This window comes from Enterobacter sp. EGD-HP1, from assembly GCF_000733275.2.
Lineage (GTDB): Bacteria > Pseudomonadota > Gammaproteobacteria > Enterobacterales > Enterobacteriaceae > Enterobacter.
In genome coordinates, this window is record NZ_AVOP01000033.1 from 131,321 (window position 1) to 150,715 (window position 19,395).

Genomic DNA, 19,395 nt, shown 5'->3' on the forward strand with positions numbered 1-19,395 from the left:
TTAACGTACCTTCAGCGTTGCCAGGCCAATCAGCACCAGCATCAGCGAAATAATCCAGAAGCGCACAATCACGCGCGGCTCCGGCCAGCCTTTCAGTTCATAGTGGTGGTGAATCGGCGCCATACGGAAGATACGCTGACCGCGCAGCTTGAAGGAACCGACCTGCAAAATCACCGACAGGGTTTCAACCACAAACACGCCGCCCATGATCACCAGCAGGAACTCCTGACGCAGCAGTACGGCGATAATGCCGAGCGCACCGCCCAAAGCCAGAGAACCAACGTCACCCATAAAGACCTGCGCCGGATAGGTGTTGAACCACAGGAAGCCCAGCCCCGCGCCGACAATTGCCGTACAGACGATCACCAGTTCACCCGCGTGACGCAGATAAGGGATATGCAGGTAGTTCGCGAAGTTCATGTTACCGGTCGCCCACGCCACCAGCGCAAAACCGGCGGCCACAAAGACGGTTGGCATAATGGCCAGGCCATCCAGACCGTCGGTCAGGTTAACGGCGTTGCCGGTACCGACAATCACAAAGTAGGCCAGCAGGATGTAGAACAGCCCCAGCTGTGGCATCACATCCTTAAAGAACGGCACGACCAGCTCGGTGGCTGGCGTGTCTTTCCCGGCCAGATACAGCGCGAAGGCAACGCCCAGCGCGATCACCGACATCCAGAAATATTTCCAGCGCGCGATCAGGCCCTTAGTATCTTTACGAACGACTTTGCGGTAATCATCAACAAAACCGATGATCCCGTAACCCACCAGTACCGTCAGAACGCACCAGACGTACGGGTTGGAGGGATAGGCCCACAGCAGCACGGAAACGACGATGGCGGTCAGGATCATGATCCCGCCCATGGTCGGCGTGCCGCGCTTGCTGAAGTGCGATTCCGGACCGTCGTTACGTACAACCTGGCCGAAAGAGAGTTTTTGCAGACGGGCAATCATGCGCGGGCCCATCCACAGCGAGATGAACAGCGCAGTCAGCAGGCTGACGATGGCGCGAAACGTCAGATAGGAAAAGACGTTAAAGCCTGAATAATATTTGACCAAATGTTCGGCCAGCCAAACTAACATGTCCCGTTCTCCTGTAATGCGTGCACAACCTCTTCCATGGCGGCACTACGTGAACCTTTCACTAACACAGTCACAATTTGTTTTTCTGTAATCAACGCCTTAAGGCGCGCTATCAACGCGGCTTTGTCAGCAAAATGCTCGCCAACGCCGCTGGCATGGCTAATCGCCTGGCTCAGTTTTCCCGCGCTCAGCACGCAGTCCAGCCCCGCCGCTTTCGCCGCTTCACCGACCTGGGTATGACAGGCTTCGCTTTCGTCGCCCAGCTCTGCCATATCGCCAACCACCATGATGCGGTAGCCCGGCATTTCAGATAACACCTGCACCGCCGCCGTCATCGAGCCAACGTTCGCGTTGTAGGAGTCATCCAGCAGCAGCTTGTTTTCCGAAAGCTGAATCGGGAACAGGCGTCCCGGTACGGCTTTCAGGTTCGCCAGCCCGGTTTTAATCGCCTCATGCGACGCGCCCACCGCCGTCGACAACGCCGCCGCCGCAAGCGCATTAGCGATATTATGGCGGCCCGGCAGCGGCAGCAGCACATCAACGCCACCCGTTGGGGTGGTGAGGGTGAACTCCGTGCCGTGCGACGTCACATGGATATTGGTCGCGGTAAAATCACTGTTGGCCGCATTCGGCGAGAAACGCCAGGTTTTGCGCGAACCAATGATGCTCTGCCAGTTCAGCCAGTCGTTGTTGTCGGCGTTCAGGATGGCGATACCGTCATCCGGTAGACCGGTGTAAATCTCACCTTTGGCTTTCGCTACGCCTTCCAGCGAGCCAAAGCCTTCCAGATGCGCAGCCGCGAGGTTATTCACCAGCGCGGCTTCCGGGCGAGTCAGGCTCACGGTCCAGGCGATTTCGCCCTGGTGGTTTGCTCCTAACTCGATCACCGCAAACTCATGTTCTTTGGTCAGGCGGAGTAATGTCATCGGCACGCCGATGTCATTATTGAGGTTGCCCGCGGTATAAAGCGTATTGCCGCACTGGCTGAGGATCGCCGCCGTCATCTCTTTCACCGACGTCTTGCCTGATGATCCGGTCAAGGCGACAACGCGCGTAGGGACCTGCTGGCGAACCCAGGCGGCCAGCTCACCGAACGCGAGACGCGTATCTTTCACCACAATTTGCGGCAGATTGAGATTGAGCTTGCGGCTGACCAGCAGCGCACCGGCGCCGTTCTCTTTGGCCTGTTCAGCAAAATCATGCGCGTCAAAACGCTCGCCTTTCAGCGCCACAAACAGACAGCCAGCGGTGATTTTGCGGGTGTCCGTCGTGACGGCATCAATCGTCAGGTCTTGCCCGTGCAGGTCGCCCTGCAGGACGGCAGCGGCCTGGCTTAACGTGATGCTAATCATGCCACGACTCCCAGCAGACGCGCTGCCGTTACGCGATCCGAGTAGTCCAGACGGCGATTGCCAACGATCTGATAATCTTCATGGCCTTTACCCGCCAGCAGGACAACATCATTCTCCCGCGCCTGCATGATGGTGTTGGTCACGGCTTCCGCACGCCCTTCCACCACGCGAGCGCGGCCCGCGTCCAGCATGCCCGCCAGAATGTCATTGATGATGGCGCGCGGCTCTTCGGTACGCGGGTTGTCATCGGTCACAACTGGAATATCCGCGAACTGCTCGGCAATAGCCCCCATCAGCGGGCGTTTGCCTTTATCGCGATCGCCGCCGCAGCCAAACACGCACCAGAGCTTACCGGTGCAGTGCAGACGCGCCGCCTCCAGCGCTTTTTCCAGCGCATCCGGCGTGTGGGCATAATCAACCACAACGGTCGGTTTGCCCGGCGCGCTGAACACTTCCATACGGCCGCAAACCGGCTGCAGACGCGCTGAGGTTTTCAGCAGTTCAGCCATCGGATAACCCAGCGCCAGCAGCGTTGCCAGCGCCAGCAGCAGGTTGCTGACGTTAAAGGCGCCCATCAGGCGGCTTTCAATTTCACCTTCACCCCAGGAAGAGGCAAAGCGGATTGTCGCCCCGCTGTCGTGGTAATTCACCTCAACCGCCTTCAGCCAGCGGCCGTGGCAGTTTGGATTGATATGGTCTTCCATCGACACCGCAACCGCATCCGGCAGTTTCGCCAGCCAGCGGCGGCCCACTTCGTCGTCGGCGTTGATGATGGCTTGTCCGTAATGGTGAGTAGAGAACAGCAGCCATTTCGCGGCTTCGTAATGCTCCATATCACCGTGATAATCAAGATGATCGCGGCTCAGGTTGGTAAACACGGAAGCGGCAAATTTCAGCGCCGCGACGCGGTGCTGTACCAGACCGTGGGAAGAGACTTCCATCGCAGCAAAGGTTGCCCCCTGCCCTGCCAGACCGGCAAGCACGTGCTGTACATCTACCGCCGAGCCGGTGGTGTTTTCCGTCGGGCTCACTTTGCCCAGCAGGCCGTTGCCCACGGTTCCCATCACCGCACCGGTTTCACCCAGCAGCTGGGCCCACTGCGCCATCAACTGCGTAGTAGTGGTTTTACCGTTGGTACCCGTCACGCCAACCAGACGCAGCTGGTCGGAAGGTTCGTGATAAAAACGTCCCGCCAGCGCGGAAAGACGCTCGTTTAACTGGCTGAGATAGATAACAGGCACCCCGTGCATTTCACGGATCTCCCCGTCGGTTGCCTCATCTTTCGCCTCAGCAATAATGGCAGCCACACCTTGCGCAATCGCCTGCGGGATATAACGACGCCCGTCCGCCTGATGACCGACCACCGCCACAAAAAGATCGCCAGAAGCAGCCACGCGGCTGTCCAGTACCATCTCTCGCAGTGCTCGCTCCGGTGCATTTGGCACCCACGGAGCGAGAAGGTCGCGCAAATTACGATCTGCCACCTGTACCCTCGCCTTGATTAATTACAAATTCACTTTTTTCGCCCGTCGCCAGCGCATCCGGTTCAATGTTCATGGTGCGTAACACGCCGCCCATGATAGCCCCGAACACAGGCGCGGAGACGGCGCCGCCGTAGTATTTACCCGCCTGTGGATCGTTTATTACGACCACCAGCGCAAAACGCGGATTGCTTGCAGGCGCAACGCCTGCGGTATAGGCAATGTATTTGTTGATATAGCGGCCGTCCGGCCCCACTTTCTTCGCCGTACCGGTCTTGATGGCGATGCGATAACCTTTGATTGCCGCCTTCACGCCGCCGCCGCCAGGCAGCGCCACGCTTTCCATCATATGAACAACCGTACGGACGGTCGATTCCGGGAAGATACGCTCACCGGGAACCGGTGGATCAACTTTGGTGATCGACAGCGGACGATAAACGCCATAGCTGCCGATCGTTGCGTAGACTCGCGCTAACTGTAACGGTGTCACCATTAGCCCGTAGCCGAAAGAGAAGGTGGCCCTCTCTATGTCAGACCACCGTTGTTTTTGAGGATATAAGCCACTGCGTTCTCCGACCAACCCCAAATTGGTCGCCTTTCCAAGCCCAAAACGTGAGTAAGTCTCTACTAACGCTGAGGACGGCATCGCTAACGCCAGCTTTGAAACACCGACGTTACTCGACTTCTGTAACACCCCGGTCAGGGTCAATTCGCTATAACGCGCCACGTCTTTGATTTCGTGACCGTTAATACGGTAAGGAATGGTATTCAGAACGGTATTTTCATTAACGATACCGCGCTGAAGTGCAGTCATAACCACCATCGGCTTAACGGTCGAACCCGGTTCGAACACGTCGGTGATGGTACGGTTACGCATAACATCCTTCTGCGTACCGGTGAGATTATTAGGGTTGTAGGACGGGCTATTGGCCATCGCCAGCACTTCACCCGTGTTGACGTCGACTAACACGGCACTGCCCGATTCCGCTTTGTTGAAGGCCACGGCGTTGTTCAGCTCGCGGTAGACCAGCGCCTGTAAGCGCTCATCGATACTCAGCGCAAGGTTGTGCGCGGCCTGACTGTCCGTTGAGGAAATGTCCTCGATCACGCGACCATAGCGGTCTTTACGCACAATGCGCTCGCCGGGCTGGCCGGTGAGCCATTTATCAAAGCTTTTTTCAACACCTTCAATCCCCTGGCTATCAACGTTAGTAAAGCCAATGAGGTGAGCAGTCACTTCGCCGGATGGATAGTAACGACGGGATTCTTCACGCAGATGGATCCCCGGCAGCTTTAATTTTTTAATGTAATCAGCCATATCAGGGTTCACCTGACGCGCCAGATAGATAAAACGCCCTCTCGGGTTGCTATTCACGCGTGAAGCTAACTGGTCCAGCGGCATCTTCAGCGCGTCCGCAAGCGCCTTCCAGCGGTTATCAAGCGTGATACCGCCAGCGTCGTGCAGCTCTTTCGGATCGGCCCAGATCGCCTTCACCGGCACGCTCACCGCCAGTGGACGACCCGAGCGGTCGGTGATCATCCCGCGGGAGGTCGACACTTCCTGGACGCGCAGAGAGCGCATATCGCCCTGGCGTACCAGCATGTCAGGGGCGATGATTTGCAGCCAGGCCACGCGTCCCAGCAGAAAACCCAGCGCGAGTAAAATGCAGCCGCAAAGCAACGCAAAACGCCAACTGACAAAGTTGGCCTGTTCTTCCTGACGTTTTGGTTTTAGCGTTTTTGCCGCTGCTTTCATGCGTCGCGTTTTCCCTTATTTTTGTACTACGATATTTTCCTGCGAAGGATCAACATGCTGCAGCTGCAGCTTTTCCGTTGCGATCCGTTCAACCCGGCTGTGATCGCCGAGCGCGTTTTCTTCAAGGATCAAATTTCGCCATTCAATATCCAGCGCATCGCGTTCCAGTACCATCTGCTCGCGTTGCGCAGTCAATAAACGTGTATGGTGGGCGGTGGTCACCACCGTAACTGCCGTGACAATGATGCAAATGAACAGACAGAGTGGCAGTTTCCCAAACCGCAAAAGATCGTCGCCGATCACGCCAGGCAAGGCATGGCGCTCGTTGCTTCCTAACGAATCCTTAACTTTGCTTAGGGTCTCTGTCACTCTGCCGATCATGCGTTCGTCCTCTCTGCAACACGCAGCACTGAACTACGGGCGCGTGGATTCTCTGCCACTTCTTCTTCGCCCGGCATCAACTTGCCTAATGCTCGCAACTGACGGCCACCCAGCTTCCTGAGTTGTTCTTCCGTCATCGGCAGCCCCGCTGGCACCTGAGGACCGCGGCTTTGTTCACGCATAAAGCGTTTCACAATACGGTCTTCCAGCGAATGGAAGCTGATGATGGATAACCGCCCACCCGGGGCCAGCACGTCGAGCGAGCTTTTTAGCGCCAGCTCTATTTCCTCCAGTTCACTGTTTACCCAGATGCGAACCGCCTGGAAGGTACGGGTCGCGGGATGTTTGTGCTTATCCTTCACCGGCGTCGCCGCCGCGATCACTTCGGCCAACTCTTTGGTGCGGGTCATTGGCTCAATGCGATTGCGCTCAACGATGGCGCGCGCAATGCGTTTGCCAAAGCGCTCTTCGCCGAACGTTTTGATGACCCATGCAATATCTGCTTCGTCAGCGGTCTGTAACCACTCAGCGGCAGACTGGCCGCGCGTCGGGTCCATCCGCATGTCCAGCGGACCATCACGCATAAAGGAGAAACCACGTTCAGCATCATCGAGTTGGGGTGAAGAGACGCCAAGATCGAGAAGAATCCCGTCGATCTTGCCCGTCAGGCCGCGCTCAGCGACATAGTCCGCGAGCGCAGAGAAAGGTCCATGCACGATGGAAAAGCGTGGATCATTGATGGTCTGTGCAACGGCAATAGCCTGCGGATCGCGATCGATTGCCAGCAGACGTCCTTCCTCTCCAAGCTGGGAGAGAATCAAACGCGAGTGACCACCGCGACCAAACGTGCCATCAATGTAGATGCCATCCGGACGAATATTCAGGCCGTTAACGGCCTCGTCCAGTAACACCGTTTTATGTTTATAATTTTCCATCATATTTATAGAGACAAGTCCTGCAGCCGTTCCGATAATGTCGCGGAATCAGACTGCTCAGCGTCGATATCTTCCTTGACCTGTTGATACCAGGTCGTTTCATCCCACAGTTCAAACTTGTTGAACTGCCCGACCAGCATCACTTCTTTGGTCAGACCGGCATGTTGCCGCAACACAGGGGCAATCAGTAACCGCCCTGCGTTATCCATCTGACATTCACTGGCATGTCCCAATAACAGCCGCTGTACGCGGCGTTCCTGCGGGTTCATGCTCGACAGTCGCGACAGCTTTTGCTCAATAATTTCCCATTCAGGCAAGGGGTAAAGCAGCAGGCAGGGGGAGTTAATGTCAATGGTGCAAACCATTTGACCCGCAGCGTTCTCAATCAGCCGATCGCGGTATCGGGTTGGTACCGATAAACGCCCTTTGCTGTCGAGATTGACTAACGTAGCTCCACGGAACATGCCAGTCTCACCCCTCCTCACCACTTTAACCCACAAATTCCCACCTAAAGGAGTTTACGGAGCGAGGGAAAAGCTTGTCAAGCCAGGACTCTCCGTATAAGGACTCGAAAGCCCTCTATTTACAGAGATAAACAGTCCTGGTTAATAACTGCACAACTGGCGAGGCAAAATTAACGTTATGAATATTTGTAAGAAAAAAACCGAATATGCACACTAGCGTTAAAGCTCACTCAATATCATCGCAGATAAATATAAAGTGTCAGTTTGCGACGCGGGCAGCATTTTATGACAGATTCACAGGGGATAACAGCGCCAGATTCACCCAGATACACGGTAAGCACGGCGGTTGCCACGTAAGCTGGCAAAGGAGAAGGAAAAACGTCTGAATATTCATCGACCGAAGAGGGTTTGTAACAAAATAATACAAAGAATACTGTTTAAAATCGCCCGGGCGTTCTTTAAAGGAACAATTTAAAAGCCAGAATGAATTATCAAAAATAGGTGATTATGATCCCTCAAGAATTATCCTAATTTCTCTCCGGGAATTATCTGCACGAATTAACGCAACACAATGGGGCAGATTTCTCCGCCCCAGTCATTTCATTTTTGGCGGCTTAAAATTCCGCGATGGTAGAGATTACGTTTGATACGCGTCAGGCCCGGCTTCGGCTTGCGCGGCTCATCCAGGCTTGCCAGCACAATCTCAAGCACGCGTTCAGCGACATCGCGGTGACGCTGTGCTACCGCCAACACCGGACACTGGAGGAAGTCGAGCAGCTCGTTATCCCCGAACGTGGCAATCGCCAGGTCGGAGGGCAGTTTCCCTTCACGGCGTAAGGTCACATCCATAACGCCCTGCAAGAGCGCGAACGAGGTGGTGAAAAGCGCCTGAGGCATCGGGTGCGTTTCCAGCCATTTCTCGAACAGCTGCGCGGCGGCTTCACGCTCGTAGCTGTTAGCATAAAGGTAATGAACCTCGCGCGGATCGTCTTTCCAGGCGGTTCTGAACCCCTGCTCGCGCAGGAAGCTCACGGAAAGCTCGGGCAGCGCGCCAAGATACAGCACCGTTTCAGCGGGGAATGTTCTCAGCTCTGCGGCCAGCATTTCTGCATCATCCTGATCCGCACCCACGACGCTGGTGAAATGCTCGCGATCGAGCGCACGATCCAGCGCAACAATTGGGAACGGGTCGTTCGCCCAGCGCTGGTAGAACGGATGTTCTGGCGGCAAGGAGGTCGACACGATGATGGCATCCACCTGGCGCTGGAGAAGATGCTCAATGCAGCGCATCTCGTTGTCGGGCTGGTCTTCAGAGCAGGCAATCAGCAACTGATAGCCGCGCTGACGCGCCTGACGTTCAAGATAGTTGGCGATACGGGTATAGCTGGTGTTTTCCAGGTCAGGGATCACCAGACCAATAGAGCGGGTACGCCCGGCACGCAGACCGGCTGCGACAGCATTCGGATGGTAGTTATGCTCACGAACCACCGCCATAACTTTTTCAACGGTCTTGTCGCTGACACGGTACTGCTTTGCTTTACCGTTAATCACATAGCTGGCCGTTGTTCGTGACACGCCGGCTAGCCGGGCGATTTCATCCAGTTTCACAATTGCCCCTTAAAAAAAGAAAAGAGTCCATGGCCCTGTCAAGGTTATGGTTAAATCTTTTAACATCTAAACGCAGAAAAGCCTTCGCGGCAACCGCTTTTATCTGCGTTGTCGGCTGATTACACAAAAAAAAGCCCGGCTTTGGCGACCGGGCAGAAAGAGGCGAACCTTTTTGACAACTAACGCATGATTTTCTCGCCGCGTGACAGACCAACTACACCCGATCTCGCTACCTCGACAATTTTTGCGACATCCCGCACGGACGCCAGGAAAGCATCCAGCTTGTCGCTCGTCCCGGCCAGCTGAACCGTATAAAGAGAAGGCGTGACGTCGATAATCTGTCCGCGGAAAATATCCGCATTGCGTTTGACTTCATCACGCCCGTAGCCGCTGGCCTGGATTTTCACCAACATGACCTCACGTTCAACGTAGGCCCCCTGCCCCAGCTCGCTCACGCGCAGTACGTCGACCAGCTTATGCAGCTGTTTCTCAATCTGCTCAAGCACTTTGGCATCGCCGACGGTTTGGATCGTCATGCGCGACAGCGTGGGGTCTTCCGTCGGGGCAACGGTCAGGCTTTCAATGTTATAGCCGCGCTGCGCAAAAAGGCCAATGACGCGCGACAGTGCGCCAGACTCGTTTTCCAGTAAAACAGATAATATCCGGCGCATATCAGGTTCTCTCCGTTTTGCTTAACCACATTTCATCCATACCACCACCACGAATATGCATCGGATAAACGTGCTCGGTTCCATCAACAATCACATCCATAAAGACGAGGCGGTTGTTTTTAACGTGCTCAAGCGCTTGTGCGAGCTTCGTTTCCAGCTCAGCCGGATCGGTCACCCGCATGCCTACATGTCCGTAAGCTTCAGCAAGACGAACAAAGTCCGGCAGCGATTTCATATATGACTGAGAATGACGGCCGGAGTAGATCATATCCTGCCACTGCTTCACCATACCGAGATACCCGTTATTCAGGTTCAGTACCAGTACCGGCAGTTCATACTGCAGCGCGGTAGACAGCTCCTGAATGTTCATCTGAATACTGCCATCTCCGGTCACGCAGACGACGGTTTCATTCGGCAGCGCCAGCTTCACGCCCAGCGCGGCAGGCAGACCAAAGCCCATGGTTCCTAAACCACCGGAGTTGATCCAGTGTCGCGGTTTATCAAATGGGTAATACAGGGCAGCAAACATCTGGTGCTGCCCCACGTCTGAGGTCACGTAAGCCTCACCTTTCGTCAGTCGCCACACCGCTTCAATGACCGCCTGCGGCTTTATGTTTTCACTTTGGGTGTCATATTTCAGGCACTGACGCGCGCGCCACTGTTCAATCTGCTGCCACCAGTCGCGGATCTCATCCAGCGGCTGGGTTGTACTCTCCTGGGTCAGCAGGTCCAGCATTTGCTCCAGAACCTGACGGGCATCGCCGACGATTGGCACATCAGCCGACACCGTTTTTGAAATTGACGTAGGATCGATATCAATGTGCAGCACGGTGGCGTTTGGGCAATACTTCGCCAGGTTGTTGGTGGTGCGATCGTCGAAACGCACGCCGACGGCAAAGATGACATCGGAATGATGCATCGTCATGTTGGCTTCATAGGTACCGTGCATACCCAGCATCCCCAGCGCCTGACGATGGGTGGCAGGAAACGCCCCCAGCCCCATCAGCGACGACGCAACGGGAAGGTTAAGCTTTTCAATCAGTTCACGAAGCTGGACTTCACAGGCAGCGTTGATCGCCCCGCCACCGACATAGACCACCGGTTTTTTGGCTGCCAGAAGCGTTTGCAATGCCCGCTTGATCTGCCCTTTATGCCCCTGCGTTGTGGGGTTATAAGAGCGCATACTGACCGATTCCGGCCAGACATAAGGAAGCTTGTTTGCCGGGTTCAGAATATCTTTAGGCAGATCGACCACCACCGGTCCAGGGCGTCCACTTGCCGCCAGCCAGAAGGCTTTTTTCAGTACGCCGGGAATGTCTTCTGTTTGCTTGACCAGGAAGCTGTGCTTCACAACGGGACGCGAAATCCCGACCATGTCGCACTCCTGAAACGCATCGTAGCCAATCAGTGAGGTTGCCACCTGCCCGGAGAGGATCACCAGCGGGATAGAGTCCATGTAGGCCGTCGCAATACCGGTAATGGCGTTTGTCGCGCCGGGGCCAGACGTAACTAACACCACGCCCACTTCACCCGTCGCACGCGCCAGGCCGTCAGCCATGTGCACCGCCGCCTGCTCGTGACGTACCAGAACATGGTCAATGCCCCCTACCGTATGCAGCGCATCATAAATATCGAGGACCGCACCGCCAGGGTAGCCGAACACTTGCTTTACGCCCTGATCGATCAGCGACCGAACGACCATTTCCGCGCCAGACAACATCTCCATGCTTTGCCTCCAGGCATTTTGTTATAGACGGACTGCCGAATTCATTTCCGCACCGTCTTACGATTGGGATAAACCAATCTTATATTTTGCAGAGTGTTCTTTACCTTAACCGCTCGTTATGAGGCAGGCAATTAGCAAACCCGGGGAGATAAACGGCACGCAAAGCAGAAAAAGCAGCCGTTAACAGAAGATATGGTTAATTCCTCTGGGAATAGAGGATGGGGTGATAAATCATCGCTGAAAAGCACGACAATGCAGGAAATCATCTATTTTTGCGTGCCGTAGAGCAGCCTGAAAAAAATCACAGAAGAACAAAATAGCAATTATCCAAAAGAAATCAGGATAAATCACATAAACCGATGCAATTTATCCTGATGCGTTTATCGGCGACAGATGCCAACCAGCAGCTCTTCCATCCACTGATGTCCTTTATCCCGGCCCGCAGCTTCATGCCAGGAAAGATAACAGGTACGGCTGTTTAGCTTGAGCGGTAGAGGCAAAATTTGCAGATTTAAAGGGTCAGAAAACTCTTCTGCCAGCCAGCGCGGCGCAATCGCCACCAGATGCGTCTGGGAGACCACGTTTAATACGCTGACCATGGCCATGCCCTGATAAGCCACGCTTGCCTGTTTATCCGCAGTGTCATACCACGGCAGGCTAAAGGACGCATATCTGTCTAGCGCAACAACGGCGTGCTGCTCGTTATAAACATCGTTTTCTCGCAGCGGAGAATTAAGGCGCGGGTGTTTTTTACTGGCGACCAGAACCATTTCATCTTTAAACAGCGGCACGCAGGAAAATTCTGGACGACGGAACTCTTCATATCCCAGAACAAATTCGATCTCCTGATAGCGTAACTGATGTTCCGTGTTTTGATTCAGGGATGATTTAAAAACCAGATTGATATTGGGTGCGATCTCTTCAACTTTATTATAAATAATCGATGTTAAATAATTATCTAAGGGGCTACAGACGCAAAGATGGAATACGCGCTCGCTGCTTAAGGGTTCAAAGCCCGATCCCGGCAGCTCGTTTTGTACCAACTGCAACGCCTGGCGGATAGAGCCAAACAGTTGAAATGCGCGCGCTGTAGGCTGAATCCCCCTCCCGTAACGGACAAATAACTCGTCGTTAAACATGACCTTAAGTCTGGCAACGGCATTACTTACGGCAGGTTGAGACATCCCCAACGTTTGGGCCGCGCGGGTGATATTCTGTTCCTGCATGACAGCATCAAACACCGTCAGAAGATTAAGATCCACCGTGCGTAACTGCGGTTTAATCCCATCAGTAACTTGAGGTTGTTTAATATTATTTTCTGACACTTCTGACTCCACTGTCACGCTACACTCCCTTTGCCATCGTACGGTAATAATCTCGAAAAATATGATTTATCATGCAAATACGAACAGCGAAAGAGAATTATTTAAAATTCGGAATATATAAAGACTCAATATAAACGAAAATTAATGAGCGCAAATGATATGTTTGACTTTAGGATTTGAATGAAACCATAAACCAAACAAATATACAATTGCCGTCAGGTTAATGATGACTTAAGTATTATTAAACTGTTATTGCTATCCCCCCACAATTAGTTAACAACCTGTTATCTCTGTTCGCTTTTCAACATTATGGAATAGATTCACAGCATTTATAACTTGATGATATCAAAACCTTTTAATCATAAAGGATCGTCTTCAGGGCATTTTACGCATTTTAAACAATAATATTTATTTGTTTATGCAACGCTTTTCTTAAGTCCAAAATTAGACAATTAGTCTGGTCGAGAAAGCTAAAACCAGCACAATTAGCTAAAGCGGTCACCCTGTCAATTCCGTCTGTCGGGCGCGTTTTCATCGTCAGGGGTTGACATGAACGGGCGTATCCAGTACCACTAAAAGCATATTGAATTTAACGGAGCACGATTCATGATTCGCACCATTCGTTTCACCGGTCTACTACTACTAAACGCATTCACTGTGCGCGGTAGACTGGCGGGCGAAATTCAGCGTTGAATCGTCACCAGTAAGACTAAAAACCCGCGCCACTGCGCGGGTTTTTTTATGCTCGTAGCAAGGCGCCCTAAGACTGACAAGGACCTAACCCATGAGCCAGCAAGTCATTATTTTCGATACTACTTTACGTGACGGTGAACAGGCATTACAGGCAAGCCTGAGTGTAAAAGAGAAACTGCAGATCGCGCTGGCTCTCGAACGTATGGGTGTCGACGTGATGGAGGTCGGTTTCCCGGTCTCGTCTCCGGGTGATTTCGAATCCGTCCAGACTATCGCTCGCACGATTAAAAACAGCCGCGTATGTGCCCTGGCGCGCTGCGTAGAGAAAGACATCGACGTTGCTGCCGAGTCATTGAAAGTGGCCGAAGCATTCCGTATCCACACCTTTATTGCGACCTCGCCTATGCACATCGCAACCAAGCTGCGCAGCACGCTGGATGAGGTGATTGAGCGCGCGGTCTACATGGTTAAGCGCGCACGCAACTATACCGATGACGTTGAATTCTCCTGTGAAGATGCGGGCCGTACGCCAATCGAAGATCTGGCGCGCGTCGTAGAAGCCGCCATCAACGCGGGCGCGAAAACCATCAACATCCCGGACACCGTCGGCTACACCATGCCGTTTGAGTTCTCCAACATCATCACCGGTCTGTATGACCGCGTACCAAATATTGATAAGGCAATTATCTCCGTCCACACCCACGATGATTTGGGTCTGGCCGTGGGTAATGCCATCGCTGCCGTCCACGCCGGGGCGCGTCAGGTTGAAGGCGCGATGAACGGTATCGGCGAACGCGCGGGCAACTGCTCGCTGGAAGAAGTGATCATGGCGATTAAAGTGCGCAAAGACATCATGGACGTGCACACCCGCATCAATCACAACGAAATCTGGCGCACCAGCCAGACCGTCAGCCAGATTTGCAACATGCCTATCCCGGCTAACAAAGCGATTGTCGGTACCGGTGCCTTCGCACACTCCTCCGGTATTCACCAGGATGGCGTGCTGAAGAACCGTGAAAACTACGAAATCATGACCCCGGAATCCATCGGCCTGAATCAGGTGCAGTTGAACCTGACCTCCCGTTCCGGCCGTGCAGCGGTTAAGCATCGTATGGAAGAGATGGGCTATAAGGACAGCGATTACAACATGGATCAGCTGTACGACGCGTTCCTGAAGCTGGCCGACAAAAAAGGCCAGGTGTTCGACTATGACCTGGAAGCGCTGGCCTTTATTAACAAGCAGCAGGAAGAACCGGAGCACTTCCGTCTGGATTACTTCAACGTGCAGTCCGGCTCCAGCGACATCGCCACCGCCTCGGTCAAACTGGCCTGCGGTGATGAAATTAAAGCAGAGGCCGCTAACGGTAATGGCCCTGTTGATGCCATCTACCAGGCGATTAACCGCGTCACCGAGTACGACGTTGAGCTGGTGAAGTATGACCTGACGGCCAAGGGCCACGGTAAAGATGCACTGGGTCAAGTGGACATCGTGGTCAATTACAACGGCCGTCGCTTCCATGGCGTGGGCCTGGCGACCGATATCGTTGAATCCTCCGCGAAAGCGATGGTGCACGTTCTGAACAACATCTGGCGCGCCGCCGAAGTCGAAAAAGAGTTGCAACGCAAAGCTCAGAATAAAGAGAACAACAAGGAAACCGTGTAATGTCGAAGAATTACCATATTGCTGTGTTACCGGGCGACGGTATTGGTCCGGAAGTGATGGCACAGGCGCTGAAAGTACTGGAAGCCGTTCGCGCGCGTTTTGCGATGAAAATCACCACCAGCCACTACGATGTGGGCGGTATTGCAATTGATAACCACGGTACGCCACTGCCGAAAGCGACCGTGGAAGGCTGCGAAAATGCCGATGCCGTGCTGTTTGGTTCCGTCGGTGGCCCGAAATGGGAACACCTGCCGCCAGCAGAGCAGCCAGAGCGCGGCGCGCTGCTGCCGCTGCGTAAACATTTCAAGCTGTTCAGCAACCTGCGTCCGGCGAAGCTGTATCAGGGTCTGGAAGAGTTCTGCCCGCTGCGCGCGGATATCGCCGCCAACGGTTTCGACATTCTGTGCGTGCGTGAACTGACCGGCGGGATCTATTTCGGTCAGCCAAAAGGGCGCGAAGGCAGCGGACAACACGAGAAAGCGTTCGACACCGAGGTGTATCACCGCTTCGAAATCGAACGTATCGCCCACATCGCGTTCGAGTCGGCGCGCAAACGCCGCCATAAAGTAACCTCCATTGATAAAGCGAACGTGCTGCAGTCTTCCATTTTGTGGCGCGAGATCGTCAGTGAAGTGGCTAAGCAGTACCCGGACGTCGCGCTGTCGCACATGTACATCGACAACGCAACCATGCAGCTGATTAAGGATCCGTCCCAGTTTGACGTGCTGCTGTGCTCCAACCTGTTCGGCGATATCCTCTCTGACGAGTGCGCGATGATCACCGGCTCCATGGGGATGCTGCCCTCCGCAAGCCTGAATGAAGAAGGCTTTGGCCTGTACGAGCCGGCAGGCGGCTCCGCGCCGGATATCGCAGGCAAAAACATTGCCAACCCGATTGCGCAGATCCTCTCCCTGGCCCTGCTGCTGCGCTACAGCCTGGATGCAGGCGATGCGGCAACCGCAATTGAAAACGCCATTAACCGGGCGTTAGAAGAAGGCGTCCGTACCGGCGATTTAGCACGCGGCACGGCGGCAGTCAGTACCGATGAAATGGGCGACATCATTGCCCGCTATGTCGCTGAAGGGGTGTAATCATGGCTAAGACGTTATATGAAAAGTTGTTTGATGCGCACGTTGTTTACGAGGCACCAAACGAAACCCCGCTGCTGTACATTGACCGTCATCTGGTGCACGAAGTGACCTCTCCTCAGGCATTTGACGGCCTGCGCGCGCACAAGCGCCCGGTACGTCAGCCGGGTAAAACCTTCGCGACGATGGATCACAACGTATCCACCCAGACCAAAGACATTAATGCTTCGGGTGAGATGGCCCGTATCCAGATGCAGGAGCTGATTAAGAACTGCAAGGAATTTGGCGTTGAGCTGTACGACCTGAACCATCCATACCAGGGGATCGTCCACGTGATGGGGCCTGAGCAAGGGATCACCCTGCCGGGCATGACCATCGTCTGCGGAGACTCCCATACCGCGACCCACGGCGCGTTTGGCGCCCTGGCGTTCGGTATCGGCACGTCCGAAGTGGAACACGTGCTGGCAACGCAGACCCTGAAACAGGGCCGCGCCAAAACCATGAAGATTGAAGTGAAGGGTAAAGCCGCACCGGGTATTACCGCAAAAGACATCGTGCTGGCCATCATCGGTAAAACCGGCAGCGCGGGCGGCACCGGTCATGTTGTTGAATTCTGCGGTGAAGCCATCCAGGCGCTGAGCATGGAGGGACGCATGACCCTGTGCAATATGGCCATTGAGATGGGCGCAAAAGCCGGTCTGGTCGCCCCGGACGAAACCACCTTTAACTACGTGAAGGGTCGTCTGCACGCGCCGAAAGGTCAGAATTTTGACGACGCGGTCGCGTACTGGAAAACCCTGAAAACCGACGATGGCGCAACGTTTGATACCGTTGTCACGCTGCAGGCTGAAAAGATTGCGCCTCAGGTGACCTGGGGCACCAACCCGGGCCAGGTGATTTCCGTCAATGACGCCATTCCCGATCCAGCCTCCTTCGCCGATCCGGTCGAGCGCGCCAGTGCGGAAAAAGCGCTGGCCTATATGGGGCTGAAGCCCGGCGTGCCGTTGACCGACGTTGCCATTGATAAAGTCTTTATTGGTTCCTGCACCAACTCCCGTATCGAAGATTTGCGTGCCGCCGCCGAAATTGCCAAAGGCCGCAAAGTGGCACCGGGCGTGCAGGCGCTGGTGGTACCTGGCTCCGGTCCGGTGAAGGCCCAGGCGGAAGCCGAAGGTCTGGATAAGATCTTTATCGAAGCGGGCTTCGAGTGGCGCCTGCCTGGCTGCTCCATGTGTCTGGCCATGAACAACGACCGCCTGAATCCGGGTGAGCGCTGCGCCTCCACCAGCAACCGTAACTTTGAAGGCCGTCAGGGCCGCGGTGGGCGCACCCATCTGGTCAGCCCGGCAATGGCCGCCGCTGCGGCAGTCACCGGCCATTTCGCCGATATTCGCAGCCTGAAATAAGGAGACAATCATGGCAGAGAAATTTACCCAACATACGGGCCGGGTTGTCCCGCTGGACGCCGCTAACGTCGATACTGACGCTATTATTCCGAAACAATTTCTGCAGAAAGTAACGCGTACCGGTTTCGGCGCACACCTGTTTAACGACTGGCGTTTCCTGGACGATAAGGGCGAAGTGCCTAATCCGGAATTCGTTCTGAACTTCCCGGAATACAAAGGCGCCTCCATTTTGCTGGCGCGGGAAAACTTTGGCTGCGGCTCATCTCGTGAACACGCGCCGTGGGCGCTCACCGACTACGGCTTTAAGGTGGTCATTGCCCCAAGCTTCGCGGATATTTTTTACGGCAACAGCTTCAACAACCAGCTGCTGCCCGTCACGCTGAGCGATGAACAGGTCGATGAATTGTTCGCGCTGGTTAAGGCGAATCCGGGCATTTCGTTTGAAGTGGATCTGGAAGCGGAAGTGGTGAAAGCCGGGGATAAGACTTACAGCTTCAGCATTGATGCGTTCCGCCGTCACTGCATGCTGAATGGTCTGGACAGCATTGGTTTAACTCTCCAGCACGACGCGGCGATTGCCACTTACGAAAACAAGCAACCTGCATTTATGAAATAATCCTCCGGCCTGCAGTCCATTCTGCAGGCCGCATTTTATCCCGATACCCGCCACCTTCGGTAAATACGTCCCAAACCCAGCCAATAATGACGTTATATTTAATGTCAATTTAATGTTTCCTGCGCAGAATAACCGCTCAATCAGCTGGCAGCGGAAATAATCATGGAAAAGAAAAATGGCAATGAGTCTCATATCCGTTCTCGGGAAATACATAAATGCACATTAGTAAGCGTGATAATAAATAGTTTACTCACCGCCTTTCAGATACTTGCAGGAATATTTTCCGGCTCGCAGGGTTTAATTGCTGATGGGATTCATTCTCTTTCCGATTTATCCTCCGACTTTGTCGTTTTGATTGCGAATAAAAAGAGTCAGAAAGCTTCTGATATCGATCATCATTACGGTCATCTGCGTTTCGAAAACGGTGCAAAGCTCATTATTGGCGCTATTCTGCTGCTTGTTGGCGTCGGGATGCTCTGGTCCGCAGGGAATAAACTGCTTCACCCCGAGACGCATCAGCTGGTGAACGGGGCCGCGTTGTGGGTGGCAATACTGGCGCTGGTGGTGAAGGAAAGCCTGTTCAGATACATGTTTGCCACGGGAAAACGTATTCAGTCCTCGCTGCTGATAGCCAATGCCTGGCATGCCCGCTCTGACGCAGCCTCGTCAGTGGTCGTCGCCATCGGCATTGCCGGGAATTTAGTGGGTTTTCACGCGATGGACCTGATTGCGGCCCTGATTGTCGGGATTTTCATCGCCCATATGGGTTACAAATTCTCTGCCGATGCCCTGCACGACCTGATGGACCGCTCGCTTGAGCCCGAACTGGAGCACGACATCAAAACGTGTCTTCTTGCAACCGAGGGCGTCACCGGGCTCCATGATTTAAAAACCCGCAAGATGGGCGACTTAGCCCTTGTCGATGTCCATCTGGAAGTGAACGGCGAATTAAGCGTAAAAGAAGGACATCAGATTGCTGTGAATGCCAGAAACAATGTAATGCAAAAATTCAATGTACTGAACGTGATGACGCATATTGATCCAGCCCACTAATCAGAACGCATAAATACAGTGTGACGCAAGCGATCGTTAAGGTTTCGTTAATTAATCTGCGTCACACTGCATCGCATGAGCACTCTCATTATTG

At 54.1% G+C, this 19,395-nt stretch carries 17 protein-coding genes; 6 read left to right on the forward strand and 11 right to left on the reverse strand.

What is annotated here, in order from left to right:
* The 11 genes from mraY to leuO form a co-directional block, all read right to left on the reverse strand.
* Nucleotides 1–1,083 carry a phospho-N-acetylmuramoyl-pentapeptide-transferase gene (gene mraY / locus N037_RS17860; protein ID WP_008501985.1) on the reverse strand — a complete coding sequence of 361 codons (1,083 nt, stop codon included), beginning with the start codon at nt 1,081–1,083 and terminating at the stop codon, nt 1–3.
* Nucleotides 1,077–2,435: a UDP-N-acetylmuramoyl-tripeptide--D-alanyl-D-alanine ligase gene (gene murF, locus N037_RS17865; RefSeq protein WP_032642559.1), complete on the reverse strand. Its 1,359-nt coding sequence runs from the start codon at nt 2,433–2,435 to the stop codon at nt 1,077–1,079. Before murF ends, mraY begins: the two co-directional genes overlap by 7 nt.
* Entirely contained in the window at nt 2,432–3,919 is a 1,488-nt protein-coding gene (gene murE, locus N037_RS17870) for a UDP-N-acetylmuramoyl-L-alanyl-D-glutamate--2,6-diaminopimelate ligase (RefSeq protein ID WP_023334501.1), read from the reverse strand. Before murE ends, murF begins: the two co-directional genes overlap by 4 nt.
* Nucleotides 3,906–5,672 carry a peptidoglycan glycosyltransferase FtsI gene (locus tag N037_RS17875; RefSeq protein WP_023334500.1) on the reverse strand — a complete coding sequence of 589 codons (1,767 nt, stop codon included), beginning with the start codon at nt 5,670–5,672 and terminating at the stop codon, nt 3,906–3,908. The genes murE and N037_RS17875 overlap by 14 nt, the downstream gene beginning before the upstream one ends.
* Before the next feature lie 15 nt (nt 5,673–5,687).
* Complete coding sequence (gene ftsL / locus N037_RS17880) at nt 5,688–6,053, reverse strand: cell division protein FtsL (RefSeq protein ID WP_008501989.1); 366 nt, start codon at nt 6,051–6,053, stop codon at nt 5,688–5,690.
* On the reverse strand, nt 6,050–6,991 hold the full coding sequence (gene rsmH / locus N037_RS17885; protein ID WP_021240527.1) for a 16S rRNA (cytosine(1402)-N(4))-methyltransferase RsmH: 942 nt from the start codon (nt 6,989–6,991) through the stop codon (nt 6,050–6,052). Before rsmH ends, ftsL begins: the two co-directional genes overlap by 4 nt.
* 2 nt (nt 6,992–6,993) lie before the next feature.
* Complete coding sequence (gene mraZ / locus N037_RS17890; protein WP_032642561.1) at nt 6,994–7,452, reverse strand: division/cell wall cluster transcriptional repressor MraZ; 459 nt, start codon at nt 7,450–7,452, stop codon at nt 6,994–6,996.
* A gap of 600 nt (nt 7,453–8,052) precedes the next feature.
* Nucleotides 8,053–9,060 carry a catabolite repressor/activator gene (cra, locus tag N037_RS17895; RefSeq protein WP_008501993.1) on the reverse strand — a complete coding sequence of 336 codons (1,008 nt, stop codon included), beginning with the start codon at nt 9,058–9,060 and terminating at the stop codon, nt 8,053–8,055.
* Between the two features lie 179 nt (nt 9,061–9,239).
* Entirely contained in the window at nt 9,240–9,731 is a 492-nt protein-coding gene (gene ilvN, locus N037_RS17900) for an acetolactate synthase small subunit (protein WP_023334498.1), read from the reverse strand.
* A gap of 1 nt (nt 9,732) precedes the next feature.
* Nucleotides 9,733–11,457: an acetolactate synthase 3 large subunit gene (ilvI, locus tag N037_RS17905; protein ID WP_032642563.1), complete on the reverse strand. Its 1,725-nt coding sequence runs from the start codon at nt 11,455–11,457 to the stop codon at nt 9,733–9,735.
* A 380-nt stretch (nt 11,458–11,837) separates the two neighbouring features.
* Nucleotides 11,838–12,782 (reverse strand): transcriptional regulator LeuO, encoded by a 945-nt coding sequence (gene leuO / locus N037_RS17910; protein ID WP_032642565.1) that lies wholly within the window; start codon nt 12,780–12,782, stop codon nt 11,838–11,840.
* Between the two features lie 606 nt (nt 12,783–13,388).
* Between leuO and leuL the strand changes: the two genes are divergently transcribed.
* The 6 genes from leuL to N037_RS17935 all read left to right on the forward strand — a co-directional run bounded on the left by leuL (nt 13,389) and on the right by N037_RS17935 (nt 19,301).
* On the forward strand, nt 13,389–13,475 hold the full coding sequence (gene leuL / locus N037_RS25440) for a leu operon leader peptide (protein WP_071787438.1): 87 nt from the start codon (nt 13,389–13,391) through the stop codon (nt 13,473–13,475).
* A gap of 91 nt (nt 13,476–13,566) precedes the next feature.
* Nucleotides 13,567–15,138: a 2-isopropylmalate synthase gene (gene leuA, locus N037_RS17915; RefSeq protein WP_023334495.1), complete on the forward strand. Its 1,572-nt coding sequence runs from the start codon at nt 13,567–13,569 to the stop codon at nt 15,136–15,138.
* Nucleotides 15,138–16,229, forward strand: a complete 1,092-nt coding sequence (gene leuB, locus N037_RS17920) for a 3-isopropylmalate dehydrogenase (RefSeq protein ID WP_023310385.1) — start codon at nt 15,138–15,140, stop codon at nt 16,227–16,229. Before leuA ends, leuB begins: the two co-directional genes overlap by 1 nt.
* A 2-nt stretch (nt 16,230–16,231) precedes the next feature.
* Nucleotides 16,232–17,632, forward strand: coding sequence for a 3-isopropylmalate dehydratase large subunit (gene leuC, locus N037_RS17925; RefSeq protein ID WP_032642567.1), 1,401 nt, complete (start codon nt 16,232–16,234; stop codon nt 17,630–17,632).
* Between the two features lie 10 nt (nt 17,633–17,642).
* Nucleotides 17,643–18,248, forward strand: coding sequence for a 3-isopropylmalate dehydratase small subunit (gene leuD / locus N037_RS17930; RefSeq protein WP_032642569.1), 606 nt, complete (start codon nt 17,643–17,645; stop codon nt 18,246–18,248).
* Nucleotides 18,249–18,410: 162 nt separating this feature from the next.
* Nucleotides 18,411–19,301 (forward strand): cation diffusion facilitator family transporter, encoded by an 891-nt coding sequence (locus N037_RS17935; protein WP_032642571.1) that lies wholly within the window; start codon nt 18,411–18,413, stop codon nt 19,299–19,301.
* Nucleotides 19,302–19,395 lie beyond the last annotated feature (94 nt).

Excerpts from the sequence above, each read along its gene's own strand:
- rsmH (WP_021240527.1), bottom strand. The coding sequence starts at position 6,991 with ATGATGGAAAATTATAAACATAAAACGGTGTTACTGGACGAGGCCGTT.
- murF (WP_032642559.1), bottom strand. The coding sequence starts at position 2,435 with ATGATTAGCATCACGTTAAGCCAGGCCGCTGCCGTCCTGCAGGGCGAC.
- leuD (WP_032642569.1), top strand. The coding sequence starts at position 17,643 with ATGGCAGAGAAATTTACCCAACATACGGGCCGGGTTGTCCCGCTGGAC.
- ftsL (WP_008501989.1), bottom strand. The coding sequence starts at position 6,053 with ATGATCGGCAGAGTGACAGAGACCCTAAGCAAAGTTAAGGATTCGTTA.
- leuL (WP_071787438.1), top strand. The coding sequence starts at position 13,389 with ATGATTCGCACCATTCGTTTCACCGGTCTACTACTACTAAACGCATTC.
- mraZ (WP_032642561.1), bottom strand. The coding sequence starts at position 7,452 with ATGTTCCGTGGAGCTACGTTAGTCAATCTCGACAGCAAAGGGCGTTTA.
- mraY (WP_008501985.1), bottom strand. The coding sequence starts at position 1,083 with ATGTTAGTTTGGCTGGCCGAACATTTGGTCAAATATTATTCAGGCTTT.
- N037_RS17875 (WP_023334500.1), bottom strand. The coding sequence starts at position 5,672 with ATGAAAGCAGCGGCAAAAACGCTAAAACCAAAACGTCAGGAAGAACAG.
- ilvI (WP_032642563.1), bottom strand. The coding sequence starts at position 11,457 with ATGGAGATGTTGTCTGGCGCGGAAATGGTCGTTCGGTCGCTGATCGAT.
- ilvN (WP_023334498.1), bottom strand. The coding sequence starts at position 9,731 with ATGCGCCGGATATTATCTGTTTTACTGGAAAACGAGTCTGGCGCACTG.
- N037_RS17935 (WP_032642571.1), top strand. The coding sequence starts at position 18,411 with ATGGAAAAGAAAAATGGCAATGAGTCTCATATCCGTTCTCGGGAAATA.
- leuB (WP_023310385.1), top strand. The coding sequence starts at position 15,138 with ATGTCGAAGAATTACCATATTGCTGTGTTACCGGGCGACGGTATTGGT.
- leuC (WP_032642567.1), top strand. The coding sequence starts at position 16,232 with ATGGCTAAGACGTTATATGAAAAGTTGTTTGATGCGCACGTTGTTTAC.
- leuA (WP_023334495.1), top strand. The coding sequence starts at position 13,567 with ATGAGCCAGCAAGTCATTATTTTCGATACTACTTTACGTGACGGTGAA.